Raw genomic sequence first — 23,128 nt, forward strand, 5'->3', positions numbered from 1 at the left:
AAACCGGCGGGCACGGCCCGCCGGTCTCATATCTCACGTATCGGGCGCAGGTCAGTCGCGCAGCAGTTCGTTGATGCCGGTCTTGGAGCGCGTCTGCGCATCCACGCGCTTCACGATCACCGCGCAGTAAAGGTTGATGCCGTTCTTCGAGGGCATCGAGCCCGAGACGACGACCGAATAGGGCGGCACTTCGCCATACATGACCTCGCCGGTCTCGCGGTCGACGATCTTGGTCGATTTGCCGATATAGACGCCCATGCCGAGCACCGAACCTTCGCGCACGATGCAACCTTCGACGACCTCCGAGCGTGCACCAATGAAGCAGTTATCTTCGATGATGGTCGGTCCTGCCTGCATCGGCTCCAGCACGCCGCCGATGCCGACGCCGCCCGAGAGGTGCACGTTCTTGCCGATCTGCGCACAGCTGCCGACCGTCGCCCAGGTGTCGACCATCGTGCCCTCGTCCACATGGGCACCGAGGTTCACGAAGGAGGGCATCAACACCACGCCCGGCGCGATATAGGCCGATTTGCGAACGATGCAGTTCGGCACGGCACGGAAGCCCGCGGCTTTCCATTCCTTGTCGCCCCAGCCTTTGAACTTGCTGTCGACCTTGTCCCACCAGTGACCGCCCTGCGGGCCGCCATCCTGCTGCTCCATGTCCTTCAGACGGAAGCCGAGCAGAACCGCCTTCTTCGCCCATTGGTTCACATGCCAGTCGCCATTCTCAAGTTTCTCGGCCACGCGCAGCTCGCCGCGATCCAGCGCGTTCAGCGTATCCTCGATCGCTTCGCGGGTCTCACCGCCCGTCGAGGGCGTGATGGTGTCGCGAGCTTCCCAGGCAGCTTCAATGGCAGTTTCGAGCGCGGCGTTCGACATGGGCAGATCCTCTTTCAGGTGGCCTTTACAGCGTTCACGCTATAGTTGGTCAAAGCCAATCGCGCAATGAGCAGGAGCCCCATGAAGGACGATCCGACGCACCCGTTCCGCCACTCGCATGAAGACGCGCAAACGGCAGGCCGCATCCCCGACACGCCCCAGACCCGCGCCCCGGCCTATCGGCTGGCCTATACGGATGTCGATTTCATGATGCGCGAGGAGCTGCGTCCGGTGCGGTTGCAGCTCGAGCTCCTGAAACCGCAGATGATCATGGACGAACGTGGAATCGAGTCGACCATCGTGATGTTCGGCGGCGCGCGCATCCCCGCCCCCGAGAAGAAGGACAGCGCCAAGACGCCCTATCTGGCCGAGCTGTCGCGCTATTACGAAGAGGCGCGGCTGTTTGCCAAGGCGATGACGGATCGGTCGATGAAAAGCTATGGCCGGGAATTCGTGATCTGCACAGGCGGCGGTCCCGGCGTGATGGAGGCGGGCAATCGCGGCGCGCATGAGGCGGGCGGCCAGTCGATCGGGCTCAATATCGTGCTGCCGCATGAGCAGGCGCCGAACGAATTCGTCACCCCCGATCTGGCCTTCAACTTCCATTATTTCGCGATCCGGAAGATGCATTTCCTGATGCGCGCCCGCGCGATCTGCGTCTTCCCCGGCGGCTTCGGCACGCTCGACGAGATGTTCGAGGCGCTGACGCTGATCCAGACGAACCGGATGTCGCCCATCCCCTTCATCCTGTTCGGGCGCGGTTTCTGGGAAGAGATCATCAACTGGGAGCGGCTGGCCGAGGCCGGCACGATCTCGCCCGAGGATCTCGATCTGGTCAGCTTCGTCGAAACGGCCGAGGAGGCCGTCGCGGTGATCGACGGCTGGGATTACTCGAAATGCGGCTAAGCGGCGCGGCCTAGGCCTGCGCCTCGGCGCTCACTTCGGGCAGTTGCGCGCGATGCTCGACACCCGCGCGCGCCGCCGCGACCAAGGCGCGGAACAGCGCCCGCTGGCGATGCGCGTAGGTCAGATATTCCGGGTGCCATTGCACGCCGAGCGCAAAAGGCTCCTCGATCCGCTCGACCGCCTGCACCATGCCGGAGCCATCCCGCGCGGCCACACGCAACCCATCGCCCAACCGATCGACGGCCTGCGAATGCAGCGCGTTGACGCGCATCGGCTCCAACCCCGCGAGCGCACCAAGCCGCGTGCCGGGCTCGATCCGCACATCCTTCTTGGGCAGAACCGTCGAGTTTTTGCGCGCGCCATAATGATTGTAGGCGTCCTGATGCAGGTTGCCGCCCAGAGCGACATTGAGCATCTGCGCGCCCCGGCAAATGCCCAGCACCGGCTTGCCCTGCGCCATTGCCTCCTCGACGAGGCACTTCTCCAGCTCGTCGCGTGCCGGGTCGAGCACTGCGCTCGCGACCAATTCGCCATCGTAAAGCTCGGGCGAGATGTCATCGCCGCCGCCGACGATGATCCCGTGGACATGGCGCACCTCGGCGCGACGTCCCGCGACCCAGCGCACCGAGCGCCCACCCGCGAGCCAGACACCCAGCGCAATGAACGGATAAACCCGCCAGCCGGTCCGGCGCGAGGTGGAGATGCCGATCAGCGGCCTCATGCGCGGGCGTCCTTACCCAGACCCGCCTCCTCCAAAATCGTGCCGCAGGTCTCGACCCATTTGTCGCCGAACGGGTGAAAGCCGCCTTTCGCGGCGAGCCATTCGCGGCTCAGCCGCTCCAGCAACTCGCGATCCACGGCGATCGTCTCGACCAGCCACCACCGCCGCCATTCGCTGTCGAGCGACCAATCCGGATCGTCTATCCGGCAATCAGGCAGACGGAAATGGAAGGCCGGGCGCGGCGAGACGGTGCCGCCCTTGCCCTCCTTCGGATCGATCAGATCGGGGCGCAGCTCGCAGAAGATCGGCAGCATATCGAGCCCGTGATTGCGCGACAGCGTGTGCTTGCGATAGGTCGCGATCGCCTCTTCCAGCGTGGCATCGGGGCCGAGCGTCGCCAGATCGGCGATAAGCTTTTTGGGATAGGGCGCGGTGAAGGGCAGCAGCTCGCGCGTGCGCTCGATCGGCCAGACTTCGCGCATCCATTCCTCGATCAGCGCGAAAGCCAGAAGCGGGCGCACGATATCCTCGGCCGTCTCCGACGCGATCTCGGGGTTCAGATGCAACCCGAATCCGTAGAGCGGTGACCGCCCTGTTCCTTCTGCACCTTCGCTGCGCAGCAATTCAATGAAATCAGATAGTTGCAGAAGCCCCTCGCGCGGCAGCGGATCGGTCACGATCTCGACCGGAATGACCTCACGCCCGACCCGCAGACCGAACTCCTTGAGGGTGCTGTCGGCCTCCTTGCGAAGGAAGATATCGAGATAGATCTGAAGATCGCCGATCTTGCTCCCAGTGACCTGCCAGTCGCTTCCATCGACCTTCCCGGCCTCGCCGCCCAGCGCATCGGCGGCGATATGAGCGATGCGCTCTTCTGTCAGGCCGGCGAATTCGATCTCCACGCCGGTCCGGCGTGGTTTGCCCTTGGCATTATCGGGTTTCGGTAGCGGGGCGATGGCCTCTCGCATCATGATCTCTCCGGTTCAATGTCCCTCTTATGAGGGACAATTCCGAACGCCACCTGCGGGTTCCCTCAGAGCCCCGCCTCGGCCTGAATCTCCGCCCGAGATTTGCGCGCGCGCTCAGTCGCCGATTTCAGCTGGCCGCAGGCTGCCATGATATCCTCGCCGCGCGGGGTCCGGATCGGCGAAGCGTACCCGGCCTTGTAGATGATGTCGGCAAAGCTCTCGATCCGCTCCCAATCGCTGCGTTCGTAAGGAGCGCCCGGCCATTCGTTGAACGGGATCAGGTTGATCTTGGCGGGGATGCCACGGATCAGTTTCACCAGACGGCGTGCATCCTCGTCGCTGTCGTTCACACCCTTGAGCATCACGTATTCGAAGGTGATGCGCTCGGAATTCGACAGGCGCGGGTAGTCGCGCAGCGCATTCAGCAACGTCTCGATGTTCCATTTCTTATTGATCGGCACGAGCCGGTCGCGCACCTCGTCGGTCGTCGCGTGGAAGGAAATCGCCAGAAGGCAGCCGATCTCTTCGGCGGTCTTGGCGATTTCGGGCACGACCCCCGATGTCGACAACGTGATCCGGCGTCGGCTCAGGCTCAGACCTTCGCCATCCATCACGACTTGCATCGCGTCGCGGACATTCTCGAAGTTATAGAGCGGCTCGCCCATGCCCATCAGAACGACATTCGACACCAGCCGCGTCTCGTTCTTCGGCGTGTTCTGCTCGGGCCATTCCTCAAGATCGTCGCGCGCCACCATCACCTGACCGACGATCTCGCCCGCGGTCAGGTTGCGCACCAGTTTCTGTGTGCCCGTATGGCAGAACGAGCAGGTGAGCGTGCAGCCGACCTGGCTCGAAATACAAAGTGTGCCGCGATTTTCCTCAGGGATATAGACCGCCTCGACCTCGTGGCCGCCCGCAATCTTCAGCAAGTATTTCCGCGTACCATCCATCGAAACCTGCTTCGAGACGATTTCGGGCACGGCGATCTCGAACCGCTCGGCCAGCATCGCGCGATAATCTTTTGCGAGGTTGGTCATCTGCGCGAAATCGCGCACGCCCCAATGGTAGATCCACTGCCAGATCTGGCCGACGCGCATCTTTGCCTGTTTCTCGGGCGTCCCCGCCTCGATCAGCACATCGCGCAGCTGGTCACGGGTGAGACCGACGAGGTTCACCTTGCCGCCCTCGGGCAGCTTGCGCGGGATCGTGTGCACGTCTTGCGTGATCGGAGCCGAAGGCTTGGTCATGGCACGTTTCCTTGAAATGAGGCGCTTCATATAGGGGATTCGGGCCTGCAATAACAGGGGGCAATGCAAGCCGTGCTCACAACGCAAAAGCCCCGGCGCGCGGGCCGGGGCTTATCGGTTCTTTCAGGCGCGTCTTACTGGCAGCGTTTCTCAGCCTCGTCCGTCGCCGCAGTGAACCCCATCAGCGAGAACGTGTCCTCGGTCTGGGTGCCACGGCTCGAACGCGCGGTAAGTTTCACATCGGCACCCGCCTTGAGAGCCGCAATGATCTTGGCATCCTCATCAGGCGAGCCCGCCCATGCGCCCTCCCCATCGGTGAAGAGCGTGAATTTCTGACCCCCGACTTCGAGATCGACCGTCGAGCCGTCGGCGAAGGGATAGCCACCCATGAAGGAAATCTCGGGCTTCTTGCCCGGGCGATAAGTGACGAACAACAAAATGTCGCCGCGGCGCACCTGAACGGCCTTGCCGTCTTTCGTGTTCACCGTCTTCTTCGGCTTCGACACGCCCCAGCATTCCTTCGGATTGTCGTCGACGAAAACGCTCCAATCCGTGTTTGCGGCCACGCGGTTGGTGCTCTCCTGAGCCATCGCGCCCTGTCCCGCCCCGAACATGAGCGCAGCAATCGCCGCGACCCGCAGACCAATTTTCATCATGCTTACAGCCTCCAGCTGTCGTTTTGCCTCTGCATCGCCCGGGCCGGTCGCCCTGTTTTTCATGGCGGATGCGTTTTCCACTCGATAACACTCATTTAACCTACAAATGCCTAGGGGGAAAACCCCGCGACGGCGAGTTTTCGCGCATGACCCGGAGAGAATGATGACAGCAGCACCGATGATCGAATTGTGGCGGGGCGGGATGTTGGAGTCCGAGCATCACGGTCATGCGGTTATCTACGGCCCGGGTGGTGTCGAGATGGCTTGGGGGGACCCGAACGCGGTGATTTTCCCGCGTTCTTCGGTGAAGATGATTCAGGCGCTTCCGCTCATCGAAAGCGGGGCGTCCGAGGCCGCGGGACTGACAGAACGGCAGCTCGCTTTGGCCTGCGCAAGCCATTCGGGCGAAGCCCGCCACCGTGAGGCTGTCGCGGATTGGCTCGCAATGCTCGGATTGAGCGATGACGACCTGCGCTGCGGCGCGCATATGCCGCGCGACCCGGCCGAAAAGAAGCGGCTGATCTGTTCGGACAGCACGCCTTGTCAAATGCACAACAATTGCTCGGGTAAACATGCCGGGTTTCTGACCCTCAACCGCCATCTTGGAGGCGGCTCGGAATATGTCGATGTGATGCATCCTGTACAAAAGGCCGTGAAGAGCGCTTTCGAAGAGGTGACTGGCGAAACCTCCCCCGGTTTCGGGATCGACGGCTGCTCGGCGCCGAATTTCGCGACCAGCGTGACGGGGCTGGCCCGTGCGATGCAGTTCTTTGCCGCGGCCAAACCTGGTGGGGGGCTACGCGAAAACGCTGCAGCGCGGCTCGCCCAAGCGATGGGGCGATACCCCGAAATGGTGGCGGGTGACGGGCGTGCCTGCACCGATCTGATGCGCGCTATGGGTGGTCGTGTCGCTGTGAAGACCGGAGCGGAAGCCGTCTTTGTCGCGATCCTGCCAGAGCAACAGCGCGGCATCGCCCTGAAAATCGTCGACGGTGCCACCCGCGCGTCGGAAGCTGCGATCACTGCGCTCCTGCTTCGCCTCGGCGCGCTTGAGCACAGCCATCCAGTCGTGGAAAGGCTTTTGACCGGATCGCAGCGCAATTGGCGCGGGCTAATCACCGGCGAGCTGCGGCTGGCCCCGGGGTTTGGCTGATCAAAGGAGCAGAGAGAAGCTGCTCGTGCCCGCACCTTGCAAGAGCATAAGCGCGGCATTTCCCGAACTGATCGAACCACCGCTATCGATCTGACTGCGCAAGAAAAAATCGCGTGTCAATTTTTCGAGCGCTCCTGCTTCAGCAAACTGGCCAGGATCAGAAAATCCGTAAAACGCCTCAGTTTTCTGCGCATAAATCGTCACCTGTTGATCCACATCGAGCGACGCGATGCTCGGCGGAAGACCAAGCGCAGTTTGGAAAACGCTGCTCAGTGAACCGCTTCCGATAATCGTATACCATTTCGTCGCAACGCTTGTGTCCTTGGCCGCGACTTCGGGAAGGTCGCGCTGCAAGGCAAGTGCCAAACGCATATCCCCATCTGCGTCGCCAACCGCGATCTCGAACTGCTGCGTTTCATATCGCCCGATAATTTCGTCGGCGAAATCGGATATCACCGTGCGCGGTGTCGAGTAATTGCCGAAACCGAAAGCCTTCGTAAATGCGAGATAACGTTTGTCCGAAAGCTTGTTGGCCAAGGCCTCACCATCCAGCGACCCCTCTTCGAGCACTTTACGAATGAAGAACGTGTTTCCAATGTCCTCATCAAGACCGAATGCGCCCAGCGCCACACCAAGGAGTCTGCGATCGGCAACCAGATCTTCTGCGCTCGTGATCGATCCGATTTTCTCGCGGAAATACGCCTCCTGAGTTTGCACCTCCGCCGACGCGACAAAAGCCGCCTTCTGGCTTGCCATCGTCCGGTTGAGAAACCCCCAACCGGCATAGCCGGAATTTGGAACGATGGGCTGATAACTCATGACGGGCGCGCAGAGAGCAATCGCTCCTCCCTTGGCAGAAGGCTGCGCAACGCCTTGAGTGCCTGGTAATGCTGATTGTCAATGACCGCCAGCGTCGCCGCATTGAGCTGGGTCCGGCTGTCGTGATCAGTGAGCACTTGGCTAAGTTGTTCAATCCCGCGCAACAGTTGCAACTTCGCCTCCTCCGGGTCCGCATCTCCCGAGAGCACGAGCTGGGCGATATAGCAGACACGGCGTACCGGGGTATTGACCTCGCCGGGATGGATCGCATCGCGCAGGCGCAGAATATTCGCATTGGGCGTCATGATCGCCAAGCGCGAACGTCTTTCCCCATTTTCGATCACGGCGCCATTGATCAGAACCCGTTCCTTCGGTGCCAGCTTCAGGACGAGACCAGTCATGCCGCCCCTCCATCCTGACGAAGCCCGCGCATGATAGCGGTGTTGATTTCTACCAGGACATCTGCCGACGCCCCACCCAAGAGAACCTTTCGACTGTGAGACTGCGTGAATTCGTTCAGATAGAAGAGACGCGCGCGCAGCTCTTTAGGAAGTTCATTCGCGGGATCAGCCACATCCGCTGCCAGAACGGTCCAGAGCTTGCGGTTGTCGTATATTGCCTCGGCGAGAGCGGGAAACTGTGCCGCGCCAGCATCTTCGGCCTGTTTGAGGCGGCGCGTGATCCGCGCGAAAAGCTCGAACTCCGTGCCTCGAGCGGTGCGCGCAGGCTGGGTTGGGTTGGCATAGGCCGTTTTGGCCAAGGTCGTCGCGTACACGGGAAATCCTTCCTGTGGCTGAATGCTGCGTTGCGCGGCTTTTCCGCGAGGAAAAGGGGCGCCGTTTCCGGCGCCCCAGGATCAGGTCAGCGGAACAACGACAGGATGTTCTGCGGCTGCTGGTTGGCGATCGAAAGCGCTTGGATCCCAAGCTGTTGCTGGGTCTGCAGAGCCTGAAGACGTGCCGAGGCCTCTTCCATATCCGCATCGACCAGCGAGCCAATCCCGGCCTTCATCGAGTCAGTGAGATTCGAAATGAAACTCGATTGCGTTTCGATCCGGCTGGCGACCGAACCAAACTGCGCCGCCGCTTCAATCGAGGTCTGGATCATCATCTCGATATTATCGAGTGCCGCCGAAGCGCCAGCATTCGTCGTCACATCGATATCATCGAGCCCTGACATGCCACCGGTCTGCACGGCGTTATCGTTGGCATCATCATTGGCTGTGATCGTCACGGTTGCATCAGTCGAATTGCTGTTGGCAATCTCGAGAACCCATTGATCGGAAGCGTTCTTAGAAACCTTAGTTGCCAGATCCGCATTGTTCTCGGAGTCGATTGCGACCTTCAGCCCTTTGACGACATCTTCCATCGTGTCGCCACTGCTCGCCACATAAGTCGCCGTAACACCGTTCGACAGCGCAAACTGATAACCGTCACCCTCGTTTACGGTCACATTCGAGAAAGTGAAGCTCTCTGCGCGCTGATCGAGTGTCACCGAAGTCGCGCCCAGCGTGCCCGCAGATGCACCGCCTTGGGTCACCGCAATCGTGGTCGGATCGAAATCACGCGTCGAGGCAAATTCAAGCGTGCCGCTATTGTTTGCGACCGAGATACCCTCGATTTGGGCCGCGTTGATCGCGTCGGCAATCGTCTGGGCGGCGGTGGTATTGGTCGCACTCAGATCGCCAGCTGCGAAACTAATGGTCGTGCCACCAATATTGAAGGACAACGAATCACCGCTGAAATCGCCCGTGAGACTGATATCAGCGGCTGTCGGCGATGCGGCCCCGTCATCACGAATTGCCGATGCGGACAGCGTCGTGGAAGTCGCCTGGACGTTCGTCGAGAGGTCGGTCAGTCCTGCACCGGTCCCAAGCGACCCGTCGGTCATGGTGAGATCTTGGCGCGACACGACGATATGCGACGCATTCACGCTTCCATCGGTTTGGCGGTCGAGCGACGAAAGAACCGAAACCGAGTCCATGCCCTCGATCAGGTTTAGCCCGTTGAACTGGGCCGCGCCGACGACAGAACTGATTTGGTCTCGCAGCGCGACGATATCGTCCTGAATCTTCACTCGATCGACGTTCGATTCCTGTGCGGCGACGATCTTTCCTTTCATCTCGGTCAGAAGGTCGGTGATCGTCTCCGACGCCTGGCGTGCCACCGCAACGGTCGATTCGCCGAGCGCGAGGCTGTCGGAAATTCCCTTGAAGCCCTTCACATCGGACTCCATGACCTTCGAAATGGCCCAGACGGCGGCATTATCCCTCGCGGAACCGACCGATTTACCCGTCGAAATTTCGGATTGCGTAGTGGCAAGGTTGGAATTGATCCCCTTGAGGGTCTGAAGCGCGACCATCGCGCTGGTATTCGTCAGAATGCTGGACATGTCTTATCCTTTCCCGATCGGCGCTTTGCGCCGTAAGTTCAAAAGCCGCGATTTCATGCGGCGCTCATGGCGTTCTGACCTATGCGGAGCCTTCATCTGACCACGCGCCATCCAATGGATGCGGGCCCAAGATGAGATCATCGCTGTTAAAGAGCCCCTAACATGCTGTGGAATTTCTCGAAATCGCGTTCAGAAATTACCAATAGGGTTAATGAGTTATGCGCGACGTTCGAAGGCCGATCCGTCGCGACGGATCGGGGCTCTACGTCCGGAAGCATCGTAGGAATCGAAGCCGCGTGCAGCGATCATGATTGTTTTCAGCCGTGTCTGAGCCGCGCGCACACCCTGAAGTGCTGCGGCGAGAAGACGTTCGTTCTCGGTTGCCATCTGGCGCAACGCCAGAAGCTGCTCCGAAGACGGGTTCTCAAGCCGCGCCAGCGCACGCTGTTTTTGGTCCGCGAGTCCGGTTAGCGCACCGAGATCCGCCGCCCGGATAGCCTCCCGTTCGACCCGCAGAATATTCATCAGCTCAGTCACGGGGGCTGTTTCACTCGACATCGTTCGCCTCGCGAGCCTCGAGCGCATTGAAAATCGTCTCAGCGAGACCGATTCCACCCGCAGTCACCATGCGCTTTGCCTGCTCGTCACGAAGAAAGGACGCGAATTGTTCTTCACCCACTCCTCCACCAAAAGCACCGTTCATTTCTTCCAAACCAGCATGTTTGAGCATTTCCGAAAGGAAACCAGCCTCCAGCGCCTGGGCCGAACGACGCAATTCAGCGCTCCGCTCTACTGACCGCGAGACATCCGACGCGGAGGTCGCGAAGTTAAATTGGCCGATTTGCATGGATTGCTCCAATTGATGCGATTTTTTCCGATCATGCAGGCTGGGGGTAAAGAATCGGTAACCCCGAGACGGCAATCTCGCCTCATTCACAGGCAGAAGTCGTGAGGATCATGATTCCCTTTTCGCTCATCGAATCCGTTATGGCGCCCCATCCCGAAAAGACCATGTTTGCGTCGGATACGCAGATGGCAGGCGAACCATTCAGGGCCGCGTTCGACGGCACGGCAGGCATTGCACCGGGCTCTCTCTTGCAGCGTTCGGAAACGGCTGCCTTCGCCTTCACAGCCGAGCTTCGGCTGGAAGAAGAGGAGCACGTCGCCACGTTTGAGGACACTTCAAGCCTTATCGCTCAGGACAAAAAGGGTGAAAGCGGCGAGACCAAAGCCAAGACAACGTCGACGGAAAAGGGTCTGGCAGATATCGCTGCCGACCGGAGCTCGGCACAGATACCACAACCGGGTATTGCCGAAATGGTCAGTCTTCGCGCAGCGATCCTACCGCCAAGTGACGCCAACCGGGTAGAGCCGAAGCCTTTGCACTCGTCCAAAGAGCCCAAATCCGATGAGGACAACGCTGGGATTTCCGAAACGCCCTCGCCGGTCCCTGCTCTAACGGCACCTCTTCTACCGGATTCTCGGGAGATGCCCCACGGTGACAGGAAACTGAGCGCCATTCCTTTGGGCTCTGCTCCGGAAATGACCACACAGACGACAGGCCGATCTCTTGGCACGCCGCAGACCGAAATGGGTTGGGCGACGGAAGTGTCATCCGCGATTTCGCTTCCCGAGCAATCCGGCGCGGACGCAGAGCAGAACGTGGCTCTCGTGGAAACTCCCGGTATCGAGACACGACCCACAACGGCAAATCCCGCGCAACCGATTGATATGAATTCCGAAATCGTCTCTACGCCGATTTCGTCCTTGCCCGCGTCTCAGCCTGAGCAGGGCGCGGTGGAGGCCACTGCCGGATCTCCGTCTCAAACGCAAAACATGATGCCCCGCGCGCAAGAAAGCGATCACCGCCACCAAATCGCCGAGCCGACGCAACCGGCACAATCAACGCAAAAACCTGAGATGGCCGGCACGATCGACGCGTCGGAGCACATCGGCTTTGCCAACCCCGGAGCGCAGAGCATCCACACCTTTGTTGACCGAGGCACAGCCTTGCGTAAAGCGGCCGACCCGGTGATCGCACAGCTTGTCCCTTCCGTGAGCCCTCTCGCGGCGCCAACGCAGTCTCAGCCGTCCGATGCCCCTCCGGTCCAAACTGAAACCCTTGTTTCGGCACTGGCTCCGGGTGCCGCCCAACCAGCTACGGCAAACCCGATCGAACCCAAGATCGAGGGTGAGGCGGCTTCGGAGCCCTCCCAGGACGCGCCGCATACCACAAGTGTACATGCACGGCTCAGGCCGCAACCCGGCGTGGTGTCTGAAAGCTCCGCGCAAGATCACCTTGTCTTCCGTCCCGAGACGCTCCGCGCCGATGGGCCGAGAGACGTGTCTGCGCCGCCAGTCATCTCCAAAGCCATTTTGGAACACGGCGACGGCCTGACCGATTTGCGCGCGCCCGCGTTCGATCCCCCTTTCGCACGCCCAGATCTACCTGCCGCAACCGCTCCGGAACAGCTGCGCCCCACCTCAGCACCTTCCACGCCCGCGCTCGCACAGGCTGTCGGGCAGCAAATCGGCACCGCTTTGGCCCAGATGCCCGATCAGCCGGTCGAAATTTCGCTATCGCCTGAAGAGCTGGGCCGCGTGCGGCTCACGCTTCATGGCCATGACCAATCCATGACCGTCGCGGTTCAGGCGGAGCGTCCCGAGACGCTCGACCTGATGCGCCGTCATATCGACAGCCTCGCGCGGGAAATGCGCGATCTTGGCTACGTCACGCTGAATTTCACCTTTGACCAGAATCGTGGCCGGAACGCGTTCGCACAGCGTGAAAGATCCGACGAAGGCCAGGATTGGCTCTCGCCGCAGGTTCCAGAACTGGCAGAGCGTCCGCCCGCCCGATTCGTGCCGATACACTCGGCCGCGTCGGGTCTCGACTTGAGGATGTGAGGACAGAAAATGACGACCACCACACCTATCACCGCCAGCAGCGCCGTCACAGCGGCCGCAAATTCCGCCACCACCGCGCAAAGCGCGGGTCTCAGTTCGGATTTCCAGACCTTTCTGACCATGCTGACGGTACAGATGCAGAATCAAGACCCCCTCAACCCGATCGAAAGCTCGGATTACGCGGTGCAACTCGCGACGTTTTCCGGGGTTGAGCAACAAGTGAAGACCAACGATCTGCTCCAGACCCTGAGCACGCAGCTCGGTCTCAACGGCATGTCGGAACTGGCAGGCTGGGTCGGGATGCAAGCCCGCGCCGAGGCCCCCGCCTGGTTTGACGGGGACAGCCCGGTCGCGCTCTCGCCGAACCCCATACTCGGGGCGGATCAAGCGATCCTCGTGGTGAGCGATGCCAGCGGAGCGACCGTCGCGCGCGAAGCCATTCCGGTCAGCGCCGAACTGCGCGCCTGGGACGGGCGTGATGCCAGTGGCGCGACCCTTCCGGCGGGCGTTTACGAATTCAGCCTCGAAAGTTATTCAGGGGGCACGCTTATCGGCACGACTGCCGTCGAAACCTATAATCGGATTACAGAGGCTCAAGGCACTGCAAGCGGGCCGGTTCTTATCCTCGAAGGAGGCAGCGCGATCTCGACCGAAGCCGTGACCGCCCTGCGCGAGGGTTAGATCAATTCGCCCAGAAGCACCCCGATCAGCAACAGAGCCACGCCCCCGGCGACCAGCGCGGCATAGCGCCAGCCCTTCGGTTCGACCGGTGCCGGGGGCTCTTCTGTCTGACGGCGGATCGCGGCCTTGAGCAGCTCAGGCAGTTCCGGCCCGAAGCGACCCAGCACCTGAACCGTGCGCCGCAAGTCATTGAGCGCGGCGCGCGGCCCGAGATTCTCACGGATGTACTTCTCGACGACGGGGCGGGCGACCTCCCACATGTTGATCGTTGGGTTGAGCGAGCGCGCCACCCCCTCGACCACGACCATCGTGCGTTGCAGCAAGATCAGCTGGGTCTGGGTCTGCATCCCGAAGCGCTCGGTCACCTCGAAGAGATAGGCCAGAAGCCGCGCCATCGAGATATGCTCGGCATCCATGCCGAAAATCGGCTCGCCCACGGCGCGCAGCGCCAGCGCGAAATCGTCGACATCGCGATCGGCAGGTACATAGCCCGCTTCGAAATGGACCTCGGCCACCCGGCGGTAATCGCGCTGGATGAAGCCCATCAGGATCTCGGCATAGACGCGACGGGTATATTCGTCGATCTGCCCCATGATCCCGAAATCATAGGCGAGAATGTCGCCATTCGCGGCGACCTTGAGGTTCCCGTGATGCATGTCGGCATGGAAATAGCCGTCGCGCAGCGCATGACTGAGAAAGAGCTGCAATACCCGCTCGCCGATCAGGTTCACATTGTGACCCGCCGCGATCAGCGCCTCGCGATCGCCAAGCGGCAGCCCTTCGGCCCAATCAAGCACCATCACCCGCTTGGCCGAAAAATTCCACGCGGGCTGCGGCACGAGGAAGCCGGCGTCGTCTTTGGTATTCGCACCGAATTGCGAGGCGGCCGAGGCCTCGAGACGTAGATCCAGCTCGCCCAGAACCACGGATTCGAAATGTTTCACCACCTCGGTCGGGCGCAGGCGACGCGAGGCGGGCGAGAGCCGTTCGATCATCCCGGCCGCAAAATGGAACGCGTCGAGATCGCGGCGGAAGGCCCGCTCGATCCCCGGGCGCAGCACCTTCACCGCGACCTTCTCGCCGGTATCGGCACGGCGCGCGGAATGGACCTGCGCGATTGAGGCCGCGGCGACCGGCTCGGAGAACTCCATGAAGAGCCTGTCGGCCGGCGCGCCAAGCTCTTCCTCGATCATCCGCTTTGCGATGCCCGTGTCGAAAGGCGGCAGCTTGTCCTGCAGGACGCGCAGCTGATCGGCGAGCTCATCGCCCACCACATCAGGCCGCGTCGAGAGGACCTGCCCGAATTTGATATAGGCCGGACCCAGCGCGGTGATCGCCCGCGTCACCGGCGGCAGCTCCGGATCGCCCTTGTAGCCAAGCCAGGCGAAAGGCGCGCTGATCGCATAGGCCACCGCACGCAGGCGCGGCGGCGTATCCATCGCCTCGAGCGCCTGATGCATCGCGCCGGTGCGGATGAAGGTCGCGCCGGTTCGGATCAGGCGCCAGATGTTATGCGGTCCGCGCATCGCTCAGATTTTCCAGCCCGAATGCAGCGCCGCGATCCCCATCGACAGGTTGCGGTAAGAGACGTTCTCGAACCCGGCCTCGCGGATCATCTGCGCGAAGGTCTCCTGCGGCGGGAACTTGCGGATCGATTCCACCAGATACTGGTAGCTGTCGCGGTCATTCGCGACGATCTCGCCCATCTTCGGGATCACGTTGAAGGAATAGAGGTCATAGGCCTTCTGCATCATCTCGTTCGGGATCTGGCTGAATTCCAGCACCATCAGCCGCCCGCCCGGACGCAGCACGCGGTAGGCTTCCTTCAGCGCGTCGGGGATGCGCGTCACGTTCCGGATCCCGAAGGAGATCGTGTAGACGTCAAAGCTGTTATCGGCAAAGGGCAGCGCCATCGCATCGCCCACCACCCAATCGAGACTGTCGGCAAGGCTTTCGGCCTCGGCCCGCTTGCGGCCTTCGACCAGCATCGACTCGGTCATGTCGCAGACCGTGGCATGGCCCGAGCCCGCGCGCTTGAGGAAACGGAAGGACACGTCGCCCGTGCCGCCCGCCACATCCAGCAGCTTCTGCCCCGGGCGCGGCGCGAGCCAGTCCATCATCGCATCCTTCCAGACGCGGTGAATGCCGACGCTCATCAGATCGTTCATGATGTCGTATTTCGAGGCCACCCGCGAAAACACGCCATGGACCATCCCGGCCTTCGCGTCTTCGTCCACGGTCTGAAAGCCGAAATGCGTGGTCTTTGATTGCTCTGCGCTCATGGGCCCTTGCCGATCCTGAATTCTCCCCCTTCTTATAGGGGCCCTTTGCCGCAAGACAATCCGATGAGGAGGAACAATGCCCGAATTGCCCGAGGTCGAGACGGTTCGTCGCGGGCTGGCGCCTGCGATGGAAGGCCACCGGATCGAGCGGGCCGAGGTGAATCGCCCCGACCTGCGCTGGCCCCTGCCCGAACGCATGGCCGAGCGGCTGACCGGCGCGAAGGTCGAGCGGCTGCGGCGGCGCTCGAAATACATCCTCGCCGATCTCGATACCGGGGAGAGCCTGCTCATTCACCTTGGCATGTCTGGGCGGATGCTGGTTTCGGGGGTTACCCTCGGAGAGTTCCACCTCGACCACCCTGCCCCTTTGAAACACGACCATGTCGTGCTGCACATGTCGGGCGGCGGGCGCGTGACCTTCAACGATGCGCGCCGGTTCGGAGCGATGGATCTGGTGCTGACCGAGCGTGAGGCGGCGCATTGGCTGCTCGCGGGAATCGGCCCCGAACCCTTCGGCAACGACTTTCACGAAGAGTATCTCGTCGAGGCGCTCAAACGCCGCGCGAGCCCGATCAAGACGGCGCTGCTCGATCAGCATGTCGTTGCGGGGCTGGGCAATATCTATGTCTGCGAGGTGCTCCACCGTGCGGGAATCGATCCGCGCCGTCAGGCGAAACGCATTTCCAACGCGCGGCTGGCCTCGCTGGTGCCGATCATCCGCGAAGTGCTGACCGAGGCGATCGCCGCGGGCGGCTCATCCTTGCGCGACCACCGTCAGGCGGATGGCGAACTCGGATATTTCCAGCACAGCTTCCATGTCTATGACCGCGAGGAGGCGCCCTGCATGACCTGCGGCACCTCGATCCGGCGCATCGTGCAATCGGGCCGCTCGACCTATTTCTGCCCCGCCTGCCAGAAATGACGCCACGCCCCGAATGTCATTAGACGCTTGATCTGGCCTCCTCCTCTGCTAGGAGTCGCGTTCAGACACAAGGAAAGGCAAGACCGAATGGCCTACCAGACCCTGATCGTCGAGATCGAGGACTACGTTGCCCTGATCCGGCTCAACCGCCCCGAAGCCCTGAACGCCCTGAACTCCCAATTGCTGGGGGAACTGGCCGAGGCGCTGAAATCGGCGGAAGAGAATGACAAGGTGCGCTGCATCGTCATTACCGGCTCGGAAAAGGCCTTCGCGGCCGGGGCGGACATCAAGGAGATGTCGGAAAAGAGCTTCGTGGACATGTTCACGAGCGATTTCTTCGGCGTCGAAGCAGAAGCGATCAAGCGCATCCGCAAACCGATCATTGCCGCCGTCTCGGGCTACGCGCTCGGGGGCGGCTGCGAATTGGCGATGATGTGCGACTTCATCATTTGCGCCGAGAACGCCAAGTTCGGCCAGCCCGAGATCAATCTCGGCGTTATTGCCGGCATCGGTGGCACCCAGCGCCTGACCCGCTTCGTCGGCAAGTCCAAGGCGATGGACATGCATCTCACGGGCCGCTTCATGGATGCGGCCGAGGCCGAACGCTCCGGGCTCGTGAGCCGTGTCGTGCCCAACGCGAAACTGATCCCCGAGGCAATGGCTGCGGCCCAGAAGATTGCTGAGAAGTCGATGCTGGCGGCCGCTGCGGCAAAGGAAGCGGTCAACCGCTCCTACGAGACGACGATGGAGGAAGGCATCCTCTTCGAGCGCCGTCTCTTCCACGCGCTGTTTGCCACCGAGGATCAGAAAGAGGGCATGGCCGCCTTCCTCGAGAAGCGCGAGCCCCAGTTCCGCGACAAGTGATCGCGCGAAAGATCGAACACGCAGGCGGGGCTTCGGCCCCGTTTCGCAATTATGGGCTTCCCCTTCAGGCACTTTTGCCCTAAGAGGCCCGCTTACATGCGCGTGGAGCCCGCTCAGGCTAGAATCATCCGGTTCTCTGGAAGCCCGGGGTCTGTCGTGCAATTGAGATATGAACAGACCCGGAAAGTGGGAAACAGACCATGGCCAATACGCCCCAGTCCAAAAAGCGCGCCCGTCAGAACGAGCGTCGTCAGGACATCAACAAAGCGCGTCGCTCGCGCATCCGCACCTATATCCGCAAAGTCGAAGAAGCGATCGCTTCGGGTGACTATGCCGCCGCGACCACCGCTCTGCGCAACGCTCAGCCCGAGATCGCACGCGGCGTGACCAAAGGCGTCATCCACAAGAACACCGCCTCGCGCAAAGTGTCGCGCCTGGCCTCGCGCGTGAAGGCTCTCAACGCCTGATCCGCAAAACGACTGGATTCGTTTACAAAAACGCGCCTGCTTTTCGTGCAGGCGCGTTTTTTTATGCCTAATCAACGCGTTGACACATAACTGTTGCAGTTTTGCGCAGCCCCCCGAGATTCGTTTTCCGGAATCTCCCGTCAAGAGCAAAGGTCAGTTGCCTGTCGCCGCGAGGGCTTGCTAGCTTCACCTTGCGATTCACGTCGCCTTGGGGGACATGACGCATTTTTCGGGCTGTCGTCGGGCAATAAGTCTGCCACGACAAAGAAAAAGCTTCGCCGCGGCCCGGCAAGATGCGATTCCGATTCTCGAGGGCTCAAGACCCTCAGCTTCGGCAGGTAAGCCTGCAACCGGGAGGATTCCCGGGGCGGCTGTCATGTCTCGTTGCCATGGGGAGGAGACGGCCTGCCAGCCGCACTTCCGCATGTGTCCGAGGCGATCTCGTCGCACTTGATGTGTGTGATATATGGGCGGGAAAATGACAGACGATACCTGGGGACGGGTCTGCAATGAACTTCAAAAAACCGTTGGGCAGAATAACTATACGACCTGGATTGCTCCGCTGGAACTGATCCACCTCGAGGACGGCATCGCCTCGTTCCGAGCCCCGACCAAATTCATGCGCGACTGGGTCTCGCGCAATTTCGCCGAACCGATTCTGAGCGAGCTGCGTCGTGCTGGCGTGAGCGCCGAGCGCGTTGATATTTCCGTGCCGCTGCGCCAGGCCGCGAATGGCATCAAGCCCGCCGCGAAACCCGCAGCCGCTCCGGTCAAACCGCGCAAGCCCGTCCGCGCCGAAGCCGAGCCGCTCCCCGGTGCGCCGCTCGATGCGCGTTTCACCTTCGACAGCTTCGTCGTCGGCAAGCCGAACGAACTTGCGCACGCCGCCGCCAAGCGCGTCGCCGAAGGCGGCCCTGTCACCTTCAACCCGCTTTTCCTTTATGGTGGCGTTGGCCTCGGCAAAACGCACCTGATGCATGCGATCGCGCATGAGCTTCGGGTGCAGCGCCCCGATCTGCGCGTGCTCTATCTCTCGGCCGAGCAGTTCATGTATCGCTTCATTCAAGCGCTGCGCGACAAGCAGATCATGGACTTCAAGGAGATGTTCCGCTCGATCGACGTTCTCATGGTCGATGACGTGCAGTTCATCGCCGGCAAGGAGTCGACGCAGGAAGAGTTCTTCCACACGTTCAACGCGCTCGTCGATCAGGGCAAACAGATCGTCATCTCTGCCGATCGCGCACCGGGCGAAATCAAGGATCTTGAAGAGCGCATCAAGTCGCGCCTCTCCTGCGGCCTCGTCGTCGACCTGCACCCGACCGATTACGAACTGCGCCTCGGCATCCTCCAGACGAAGACCGATGCCTATCGCGCCGAATATCCCGATCTCCAGATCGCGCCCGGCGTGCTCGAATTCATCGCGCATCGCATCAGCTCAAACGTGCGCATTCTCGAAGGCGCACTGACCCGTCTCTTCGCCTACGCCTCGCTGATCGGTCGTGAGATCACGATGGATCTCGCGCAGGAATGCCTCAAGGACCAGCTGCGCCAATCCGAGCGCAAGGTCACGGTCGAGGAAATCCAGCGCAAGGTGGCGGAGCATTACAACGTCCGCCTTTCCGATCTGGTCGGTCCGAAGCGCCTGCGCGCGATCGCCCGTCCGCGTCAGGTGGCGATGTTCCTCGCGAAATCGCTGACCACCCGGTCGCTGCCCGATATCGGGCGCCGTTTCGGCGGCCGCGATCACACCACGATCATGCACGGAATTCGCAAGATCGAGGAGCTGCGCGCGACGGATTCGCAACTCGCCGAAGATATCGAGTTGCTCCGCCGCCTCCTCGAGAGCTGATCTGAGCCCGCGGGCTTGACGCTCCGGGCAAAGCGGCCGAATGTCTGCGAAAACCGTTGTGCCGGCGGCGCAAGGTGCTACCTTGCCGTCCCCGGAAAGTCGTGAGGGATCGACATGAAATTCAGCATCGAACGTGCCGCGCTGCTCAAGGCCGTCTCGCAAGCGCAATCCGTTGTGGAACGCCGCAACACGATCCCGATCCTCGCCAATGTGCTGATCGAAGCCGAAGGTGACACGGTCCAATTCCGCGCGACCGACCTCGATATCGAAGTGGTCGACAAGGCGCCCGCCATGGTCGAGCGTGCTGGTGCCACCACCGTCTCGGCGGTGATGCTGCACGAGATCGTCCGCAAACTGCCCGATGGCGCGCTTGTCTCGATCTCGGACGATGCCGCCGCGGGCCGCCTGAACGTGCAGGCTGGCAAATCGAGCTTCAACCTCGCCACCTTGCCGAAGGAAGACTTCCCGGTCATGGCGAGCTCGGAATATGTCGCCAATTTCGCCGCGAAGGCGGGCGTGCTGCGCCGCCTCTTCGACAAGTCGAAATTCGCCATCTCGACCGAGGAAACCCGCTATTATCTCAACGGCGTCTACATGCATGTCGCGACTGGCGAGGATGGTCAGGTTCTGCGCTGCGTGGCGACCGATGGGCACCGTCTCGCCCGGATCGACGCCGCCCTGCCCGATGGTGCCTCTGGCATGCCCGGCGTGATCGTGCCGCGCAAGACCGTGAACGAGCTGCGCAAGCTGCTCGACGATGACGAACAGGAAATCGCCGCCTCCGTGTCGGAGACGAAGGTGCGTTTTGCCACTCCGGCGATCACGCTGACCTCGAAAGTTATCGACGGCACCTTCCCCGATTACACCCGCGTCATCCCGACCGGGAACACCCGCCAGCTCGAGGTCGACGCGACCGAGTTTGCCAAGGCCGTTGATCGCGTGGCCACCGTGTCCTCGGAGCGTTCGCGCGCGGTGAAACTCGCGCTCGATGCCGACAAGCTGGTGCTCTCGGTGAACGCGCCCGATGCCGGTGCCGCGGAAGAAGAGCTGGTCGTGGCCTATGCCGACGAACCGCTCGAGATCGGCTTCAACGCAAAATACCTGCTCGAGATCGCGAGCCAGGTCGATCGTGAAAACGCCGTCTTCCTGTTCAACTCCTCGGGCGATCCGACCCTGATGCGCGAAGGTGGCGACACCTCGGCGGTCTACGTGGTCATGCCGATGCGCGTGTGACACAGGCTCCCTGCCGGACAAGCTGATGCTGCGGAACCTGAAGATATTGCAGTTCCGCTCGCATCGCCGTGCCGAAATTGCCTTCGATGGACGGCCCGTGGCGATCTACGGGCCGAACGGGGCAGGCAAGACGAACATCCTCGAGGCGGTCTCGCTGCTCTCGCCTGGTCGCGGTTTGCGCCGGGCGCAGTCCGATGAGCTGATGCGCCGCGCTGAAGCCGTGGGCTGGAAGCTGCAAGCCGCGACTGACACCCATGAGATTGAGACCTCCGCGCTGCCCGGCGAGTCCCGTCGCGTCGAGATCGACGGGAAAGCCGCGCCGCAGGTGGCGCTGGCGCAGATCCTGCGGGTGTTGTGGCTGGTGCCCTCGATGGACAGGCTCTGGATCGAAGGGGCCGAGGGGCGCAGGCGGTTTCTCGACCGGATGGTGATGAGCTTCACGCCGTCGCATGCCGAGGCCACGCTCGCCTATGAAAAGGCGATGCGCGAACGCAACCGCCTGCTGAAAGACATGGTGCGCGATCCGAACTGGTATCACGCGCTCGAGGGGCAGATGGCCGAGGCGGGTGCGGCGATCCGGGCGAACCGGGCGGAGGCGCTGGCACGGATCGCTCAGGCGCAGGCCGATGCCGCTACGGCCTTTCCCGCGGCCCGGTTGGAACTCGACAATGAGGGGCCTGAGGATCTTGCGGCCGCGCTCGATGCCAATCGCGCCCGCGACATGGCAGCGGGGCGCACGCTGGAAGGCCCGCACCGTGCCGATCTTCTGGCGACCTATGTCGAGAAGGACGCGCCCGCTTCGCAATGCTCGACAGGCGAGCAGAAAGCGCTGCTGATCTCGCTGATCCTCGCCAATGCGCGGGCGCTTGCGGGCGAGGATGTGGTGCTTTTGCTCGACGAGGTCGCGGCACATCTGGACTCCGGCAGGCGCGCGGCGCTTTATGACGAAATCTGCGCGCTCGATGCCCAGGTGATGATGACCGGCACCGGAGCGGAACTGTTCGACGCGCTCGGCCCGCGCGGTCAATATCTCGAGGTGGTCGAGGGGCCGCAGGGATCGCAGGTCGAAGAGGTCACGCCATGAGCTATCCCAAACAGCGCGTCACGCTGATCACCCTCGGCGTGACCGATCTCGATCGCGCCAAAGCCTTTTACGCCGCACTTGGCTGGGCCCCGCAATCCGAGCAGGAAGGCGTCGCCTTCTACCAGTTGCACGGCATGGGGCTTGGCCTCTTCGGGGTGGACGATCTGGCGAAAGATCAGGGCCGACCCGATGCAGCGCTCGGAACCGGGGCGATGACATTGGCGCAGAATTTCGACACGCCCGAGGATGTCGACGCCGCCTTTGCCGAGGCGCTGGCCGCCGGGGCCACGACGCTAAAAGCTCCTGAAAAAGTCTTCTGGGGCGGTTATTCCGGCTATTACGCCGATCCCGACGGCCACGTCTGGGAACTCGCCCATAACCCTTTCTGGCCACTGGCCGCTGATGGAAGCCTGACCCTGCCATGACGCTCACTTTCGCGCAGATCGCCCTTTACTCCGGCGCGCTTCTCGTTCTGTTTCTGACCCCCGGCCCCGTCTGGCTCGCACTTCTGGCGCGTGCCATGTCGGGCGGTTTCGCGAGCGCCTGGCCGCTCGCGCTTGGCGTCACCGTGGGTGACATGATCTGGCCTGCACTCGCCATTCTTGGCGTATCCTGGCTTGTGGGCGAGTTCAGTTGGTTTCTCGAGGCCCTACGCTGGGTCGCCGTCCTGATGTTCGTCGGCATGGGGGTGCTGCTGATCCGCCATGCCGATCACCAGATCAGCTCCGACAGCCGCCTGACGCGCCCCGGCATGTGGGCGGGCTTCGTCGCGGGGCTGATCGTGATCATAGGCAATCCCAAGGCGATCCTGTTCTATATGGGCATCCTGCCGGGCTTCTTCCCGATCGCGACGATGACCTGGATCGACATCGCGATCGTCAGCCTGATTTCGGCCGTCGTACCGCTGACCGGAAACCTGATCCTCGCAGCCTTCGTGGACCGGATACGGACCTTCGTGCAAAGCCGCGGCAAGCTCGCCCGGCTGAACCGGATCGCAGGCGGTCTGATGATCTTCGTAGGCCTCGTGATCGCCGTGACGTGAGCCCCCAAATCTTGTGTCCAAGGCGTGACATTGCCGCGCCCAGCCGATATAAAAACG

The 23,128-nt window shown here is 61.9% G+C and carries 25 protein-coding genes; 12 read left to right on the forward strand and 13 right to left on the reverse strand.

What is annotated here, in order from left to right; all coding sequences use genetic code 11:
* Window positions 1–51: 51 nt before the first annotated feature.
* Complete coding sequence (gene dapD / locus TP2_RS07060) at window positions 52–879, reverse strand: 2,3,4,5-tetrahydropyridine-2,6-dicarboxylate N-succinyltransferase (RefSeq protein WP_038075291.1); 828 nt, start codon at window positions 877–879, stop codon at window positions 52–54.
* 81 nt (window positions 880–960) lie between these two features.
* On the opposite strand from dapD, the gene TP2_RS07065 reads away from it, so the two are divergent.
* Window positions 961–1,785, forward strand: a complete 825-nt coding sequence (locus TP2_RS07065; RefSeq protein WP_038075294.1) for an LOG family protein — start codon at window positions 961–963, stop codon at window positions 1,783–1,785.
* A 10-nt stretch (window positions 1,786–1,795) separates the two neighbouring features.
* Here TP2_RS07065 and TP2_RS07070 read toward each other — a convergent pair whose 3' ends face one another.
* The 4 genes from TP2_RS07070 to TP2_RS07085 form a co-directional block, all read right to left on the reverse strand.
* A complete protein-coding gene (locus TP2_RS07070) occupies window positions 1,796–2,506 on the reverse strand; it encodes a gamma-glutamyl-gamma-aminobutyrate hydrolase family protein (RefSeq protein WP_038075297.1) in 711 nt (236 codons plus the stop codon).
* On the reverse strand, window positions 2,503–3,477 hold the full coding sequence (locus TP2_RS07075; RefSeq protein ID WP_038075300.1) for an amidoligase family protein: 975 nt from the start codon (window positions 3,475–3,477) through the stop codon (window positions 2,503–2,505). Before TP2_RS07075 ends, TP2_RS07070 begins: the two co-directional genes overlap by 4 nt.
* Before the next feature lie 62 nt (window positions 3,478–3,539).
* Complete coding sequence (gene rlmN, locus TP2_RS07080) at window positions 3,540–4,721, reverse strand: dual-specificity RNA methyltransferase RlmN (protein ID WP_038075303.1); 1,182 nt, start codon at window positions 4,719–4,721, stop codon at window positions 3,540–3,542.
* 134 nt (window positions 4,722–4,855) lie between these two features.
* Entirely contained in the window at window positions 4,856–5,377 is a 522-nt protein-coding gene (locus tag TP2_RS07085) for an invasion associated locus B family protein (protein ID WP_420804597.1), read from the reverse strand.
* 160 nt (window positions 5,378–5,537) lie between these two features.
* Between TP2_RS07085 and TP2_RS07090 the strand changes: the two genes are divergently transcribed.
* Window positions 5,538–6,530: an asparaginase gene (locus tag TP2_RS07090; protein ID WP_038075306.1), complete on the forward strand. Its 993-nt coding sequence runs from the start codon at window positions 5,538–5,540 to the stop codon at window positions 6,528–6,530.
* Here the strand turns inward: TP2_RS07090 and TP2_RS07095 are convergent, their stop codons facing one another.
* The 6 genes from TP2_RS07095 to TP2_RS07120 form a co-directional block, all read right to left on the reverse strand.
* Window positions 6,531–7,349: a DUF1217 domain-containing protein gene (locus tag TP2_RS07095; RefSeq protein ID WP_038075311.1), complete on the reverse strand. Its 819-nt coding sequence runs from the start codon at window positions 7,347–7,349 to the stop codon at window positions 6,531–6,533. It abuts the gene before it with no gap.
* On the reverse strand, window positions 7,346–7,750 hold the full coding sequence (gene flbT, locus TP2_RS07100; RefSeq protein ID WP_038075312.1) for a flagellar biosynthesis repressor FlbT: 405 nt from the start codon (window positions 7,748–7,750) through the stop codon (window positions 7,346–7,348). The genes TP2_RS07095 and flbT overlap by 4 nt, the downstream gene beginning before the upstream one ends.
* Window positions 7,747–8,124, reverse strand: a complete 378-nt coding sequence (gene flaF, locus TP2_RS07105; protein ID WP_038075313.1) for a flagellar biosynthesis regulator FlaF — start codon at window positions 8,122–8,124, stop codon at window positions 7,747–7,749. Before flaF ends, flbT begins: the two co-directional genes overlap by 4 nt.
* An 86-nt stretch (window positions 8,125–8,210) precedes the next feature.
* Window positions 8,211–9,740: a flagellin N-terminal helical domain-containing protein gene (locus TP2_RS07110; RefSeq protein WP_038075316.1), complete on the reverse strand. Its 1,530-nt coding sequence runs from the start codon at window positions 9,738–9,740 to the stop codon at window positions 8,211–8,213.
* Between the two features lie 216 nt (window positions 9,741–9,956).
* Window positions 9,957–10,298 carry a hypothetical protein gene (locus tag TP2_RS07115; RefSeq protein ID WP_157617065.1) on the reverse strand — a complete coding sequence of 114 codons (342 nt, stop codon included), beginning with the start codon at window positions 10,296–10,298 and terminating at the stop codon, window positions 9,957–9,959.
* Complete coding sequence (locus TP2_RS07120) at window positions 10,288–10,587, reverse strand: rod-binding protein (RefSeq protein WP_038075321.1); 300 nt, start codon at window positions 10,585–10,587, stop codon at window positions 10,288–10,290. The genes TP2_RS07115 and TP2_RS07120 overlap by 11 nt, the downstream gene beginning before the upstream one ends.
* A gap of 110 nt (window positions 10,588–10,697) precedes the next feature.
* Here TP2_RS07120 and fliK point away from each other — a divergent pair, with 110 nt between their 5' ends.
* Together fliK and TP2_RS07130 are read left to right on the forward strand one after the other, a co-directional pair.
* Window positions 10,698–12,647 (forward strand): flagellar hook-length control protein FliK, encoded by a 1,950-nt coding sequence (fliK, locus tag TP2_RS07125; RefSeq protein WP_038075323.1) that lies wholly within the window; start codon window positions 10,698–10,700, stop codon window positions 12,645–12,647.
* 9 nt (window positions 12,648–12,656) lie between these two features.
* Window positions 12,657–13,328: a flagellar hook capping FlgD N-terminal domain-containing protein gene (locus tag TP2_RS07130; protein ID WP_038075326.1), complete on the forward strand. Its 672-nt coding sequence runs from the start codon at window positions 12,657–12,659 to the stop codon at window positions 13,326–13,328.
* On the opposite strand, the gene ubiB is transcribed toward TP2_RS07130, so the two are convergent.
* Both ubiB and ubiE read right to left on the reverse strand, forming a co-directional pair.
* A complete protein-coding gene (ubiB, locus tag TP2_RS07135; RefSeq protein WP_038075328.1) occupies window positions 13,325–14,854 on the reverse strand; it encodes a 2-polyprenylphenol 6-hydroxylase in 1,530 nt (509 codons plus the stop codon). The two genes, TP2_RS07130 and ubiB, sit on opposite strands and share 4 nt — an antisense overlap.
* Before the next feature lie 3 nt (window positions 14,855–14,857).
* A complete protein-coding gene (gene ubiE / locus TP2_RS07140; RefSeq protein ID WP_038075331.1) occupies window positions 14,858–15,610 on the reverse strand; it encodes a bifunctional demethylmenaquinone methyltransferase/2-methoxy-6-polyprenyl-1,4-benzoquinol methylase UbiE in 753 nt (250 codons plus the stop codon).
* Between the two features lie 76 nt (window positions 15,611–15,686).
* Here ubiE and mutM point away from each other — a divergent pair, with 76 nt between their 5' ends.
* From mutM to TP2_RS07180, 8 genes are all read left to right on the forward strand, one after another.
* Window positions 15,687–16,532 (forward strand): bifunctional DNA-formamidopyrimidine glycosylase/DNA-(apurinic or apyrimidinic site) lyase, encoded by an 846-nt coding sequence (gene mutM / locus TP2_RS07145; protein WP_038075334.1) that lies wholly within the window; start codon window positions 15,687–15,689, stop codon window positions 16,530–16,532.
* Between the two features lie 87 nt (window positions 16,533–16,619).
* A complete protein-coding gene (locus TP2_RS07150; protein WP_038075337.1) occupies window positions 16,620–17,396 on the forward strand; it encodes an enoyl-CoA hydratase in 777 nt (258 codons plus the stop codon).
* Window positions 17,397–17,596: 200 nt separating this feature from the next.
* Window positions 17,597–17,863: a 30S ribosomal protein S20 gene (gene rpsT, locus TP2_RS07155; protein WP_038075340.1), complete on the forward strand. Its 267-nt coding sequence runs from the start codon at window positions 17,597–17,599 to the stop codon at window positions 17,861–17,863.
* A 478-nt stretch (window positions 17,864–18,341) separates the two neighbouring features.
* A complete protein-coding gene (gene dnaA / locus TP2_RS07160; protein WP_038075342.1) occupies window positions 18,342–19,712 on the forward strand; it encodes a chromosomal replication initiator protein DnaA in 1,371 nt (456 codons plus the stop codon).
* A gap of 114 nt (window positions 19,713–19,826) precedes the next feature.
* Window positions 19,827–20,945: a DNA polymerase III subunit beta gene (gene dnaN, locus TP2_RS07165; protein ID WP_038075343.1), complete on the forward strand. Its 1,119-nt coding sequence runs from the start codon at window positions 19,827–19,829 to the stop codon at window positions 20,943–20,945.
* A gap of 25 nt (window positions 20,946–20,970) precedes the next feature.
* Window positions 20,971–22,029, forward strand: a complete 1,059-nt coding sequence (gene recF, locus TP2_RS07170; RefSeq protein WP_157617067.1) for a DNA replication/repair protein RecF — start codon at window positions 20,971–20,973, stop codon at window positions 22,027–22,029.
* Window positions 22,026–22,454 carry a VOC family protein gene (locus TP2_RS07175; protein WP_038075345.1) on the forward strand — a complete coding sequence of 143 codons (429 nt, stop codon included), beginning with the start codon at window positions 22,026–22,028 and terminating at the stop codon, window positions 22,452–22,454. Before recF ends, TP2_RS07175 begins: the two co-directional genes overlap by 4 nt.
* The gene (locus tag TP2_RS07180; protein WP_038075346.1) at window positions 22,451–23,071 is read left to right on the forward strand and encodes a LysE family translocator; all 621 of its coding nucleotides are present in this window, start codon (window positions 22,451–22,453) and stop codon (window positions 23,069–23,071) included. The genes TP2_RS07175 and TP2_RS07180 overlap by 4 nt, the downstream gene beginning before the upstream one ends.
* Window positions 23,072–23,128: the final 57 nt, after the last annotated feature.

The sequence above is a fragment of the Thioclava pacifica DSM 10166 genome, from assembly GCF_000714535.1.
In the GTDB taxonomy this organism is placed as follows: domain Bacteria; phylum Pseudomonadota; class Alphaproteobacteria; order Rhodobacterales; family Rhodobacteraceae; genus Thioclava; species Thioclava pacifica.

Excerpts from the sequence above, each read along its gene's own strand:
- TP2_RS07065 (WP_038075294.1), top strand. The coding sequence starts at position 961 with ATGAAGGACGATCCGACGCACCCGTTCCGCCACTCGCATGAAGACGCG.
- TP2_RS07130 (WP_038075326.1), top strand. The coding sequence starts at position 12,657 with ATGACGACCACCACACCTATCACCGCCAGCAGCGCCGTCACAGCGGCC.
- TP2_RS07115 (WP_157617065.1), bottom strand. The coding sequence starts at position 10,298 with ATGTCGAGTGAAACAGCCCCCGTGACTGAGCTGATGAATATTCTGCGG.
- rlmN (WP_038075303.1), bottom strand. The coding sequence starts at position 4,721 with ATGACCAAGCCTTCGGCTCCGATCACGCAAGACGTGCACACGATCCCG.
- ubiB (WP_038075328.1), bottom strand. The coding sequence starts at position 14,854 with ATGCGCGGACCGCATAACATCTGGCGCCTGATCCGAACCGGCGCGACC.
- recF (WP_157617067.1), top strand. The coding sequence starts at position 20,971 with ATGCTGCGGAACCTGAAGATATTGCAGTTCCGCTCGCATCGCCGTGCC.
- TP2_RS07095 (WP_038075311.1), bottom strand. The coding sequence starts at position 7,349 with ATGAGTTATCAGCCCATCGTTCCAAATTCCGGCTATGCCGGTTGGGGG.
- TP2_RS07075 (WP_038075300.1), bottom strand. The coding sequence starts at position 3,477 with ATGATGCGAGAGGCCATCGCCCCGCTACCGAAACCCGATAATGCCAAG.
- TP2_RS07085 (WP_420804597.1), bottom strand. The coding sequence starts at position 5,377 with ATGATGAAAATTGGTCTGCGGGTCGCGGCGATTGCTGCGCTCATGTTC.
- TP2_RS07110 (WP_038075316.1), bottom strand. The coding sequence starts at position 9,740 with ATGTCCAGCATTCTGACGAATACCAGCGCGATGGTCGCGCTTCAGACC.
- mutM (WP_038075334.1), top strand. The coding sequence starts at position 15,687 with ATGCCCGAATTGCCCGAGGTCGAGACGGTTCGTCGCGGGCTGGCGCCT.
- fliK (WP_038075323.1), top strand. The coding sequence starts at position 10,698 with ATGATTCCCTTTTCGCTCATCGAATCCGTTATGGCGCCCCATCCCGAA.
- rpsT (WP_038075340.1), top strand. The coding sequence starts at position 17,597 with ATGGCCAATACGCCCCAGTCCAAAAAGCGCGCCCGTCAGAACGAGCGT.
- flbT (WP_038075312.1), bottom strand. The coding sequence starts at position 7,750 with ATGACTGGTCTCGTCCTGAAGCTGGCACCGAAGGAACGGGTTCTGATC.
- TP2_RS07175 (WP_038075345.1), top strand. The coding sequence starts at position 22,026 with ATGAGCTATCCCAAACAGCGCGTCACGCTGATCACCCTCGGCGTGACC.
- TP2_RS07090 (WP_038075306.1), top strand. The coding sequence starts at position 5,538 with ATGATGACAGCAGCACCGATGATCGAATTGTGGCGGGGCGGGATGTTG.
- ubiE (WP_038075331.1), bottom strand. The coding sequence starts at position 15,610 with ATGAGCGCAGAGCAATCAAAGACCACGCATTTCGGCTTTCAGACCGTG.
- dnaN (WP_038075343.1), top strand. The coding sequence starts at position 19,827 with ATGAAATTCAGCATCGAACGTGCCGCGCTGCTCAAGGCCGTCTCGCAA.
- dnaA (WP_038075342.1), top strand. The coding sequence starts at position 18,342 with ATGACAGACGATACCTGGGGACGGGTCTGCAATGAACTTCAAAAAACC.
- TP2_RS07070 (WP_038075297.1), bottom strand. The coding sequence starts at position 2,506 with ATGAGGCCGCTGATCGGCATCTCCACCTCGCGCCGGACCGGCTGGCGG.
- TP2_RS07150 (WP_038075337.1), top strand. The coding sequence starts at position 16,620 with ATGGCCTACCAGACCCTGATCGTCGAGATCGAGGACTACGTTGCCCTG.
- dapD (WP_038075291.1), bottom strand. The coding sequence starts at position 879 with ATGTCGAACGCCGCGCTCGAAACTGCCATTGAAGCTGCCTGGGAAGCT.
- TP2_RS07180 (WP_038075346.1), top strand. The coding sequence starts at position 22,451 with ATGACGCTCACTTTCGCGCAGATCGCCCTTTACTCCGGCGCGCTTCTC.
- TP2_RS07120 (WP_038075321.1), bottom strand. The coding sequence starts at position 10,587 with ATGCAAATCGGCCAATTTAACTTCGCGACCTCCGCGTCGGATGTCTCG.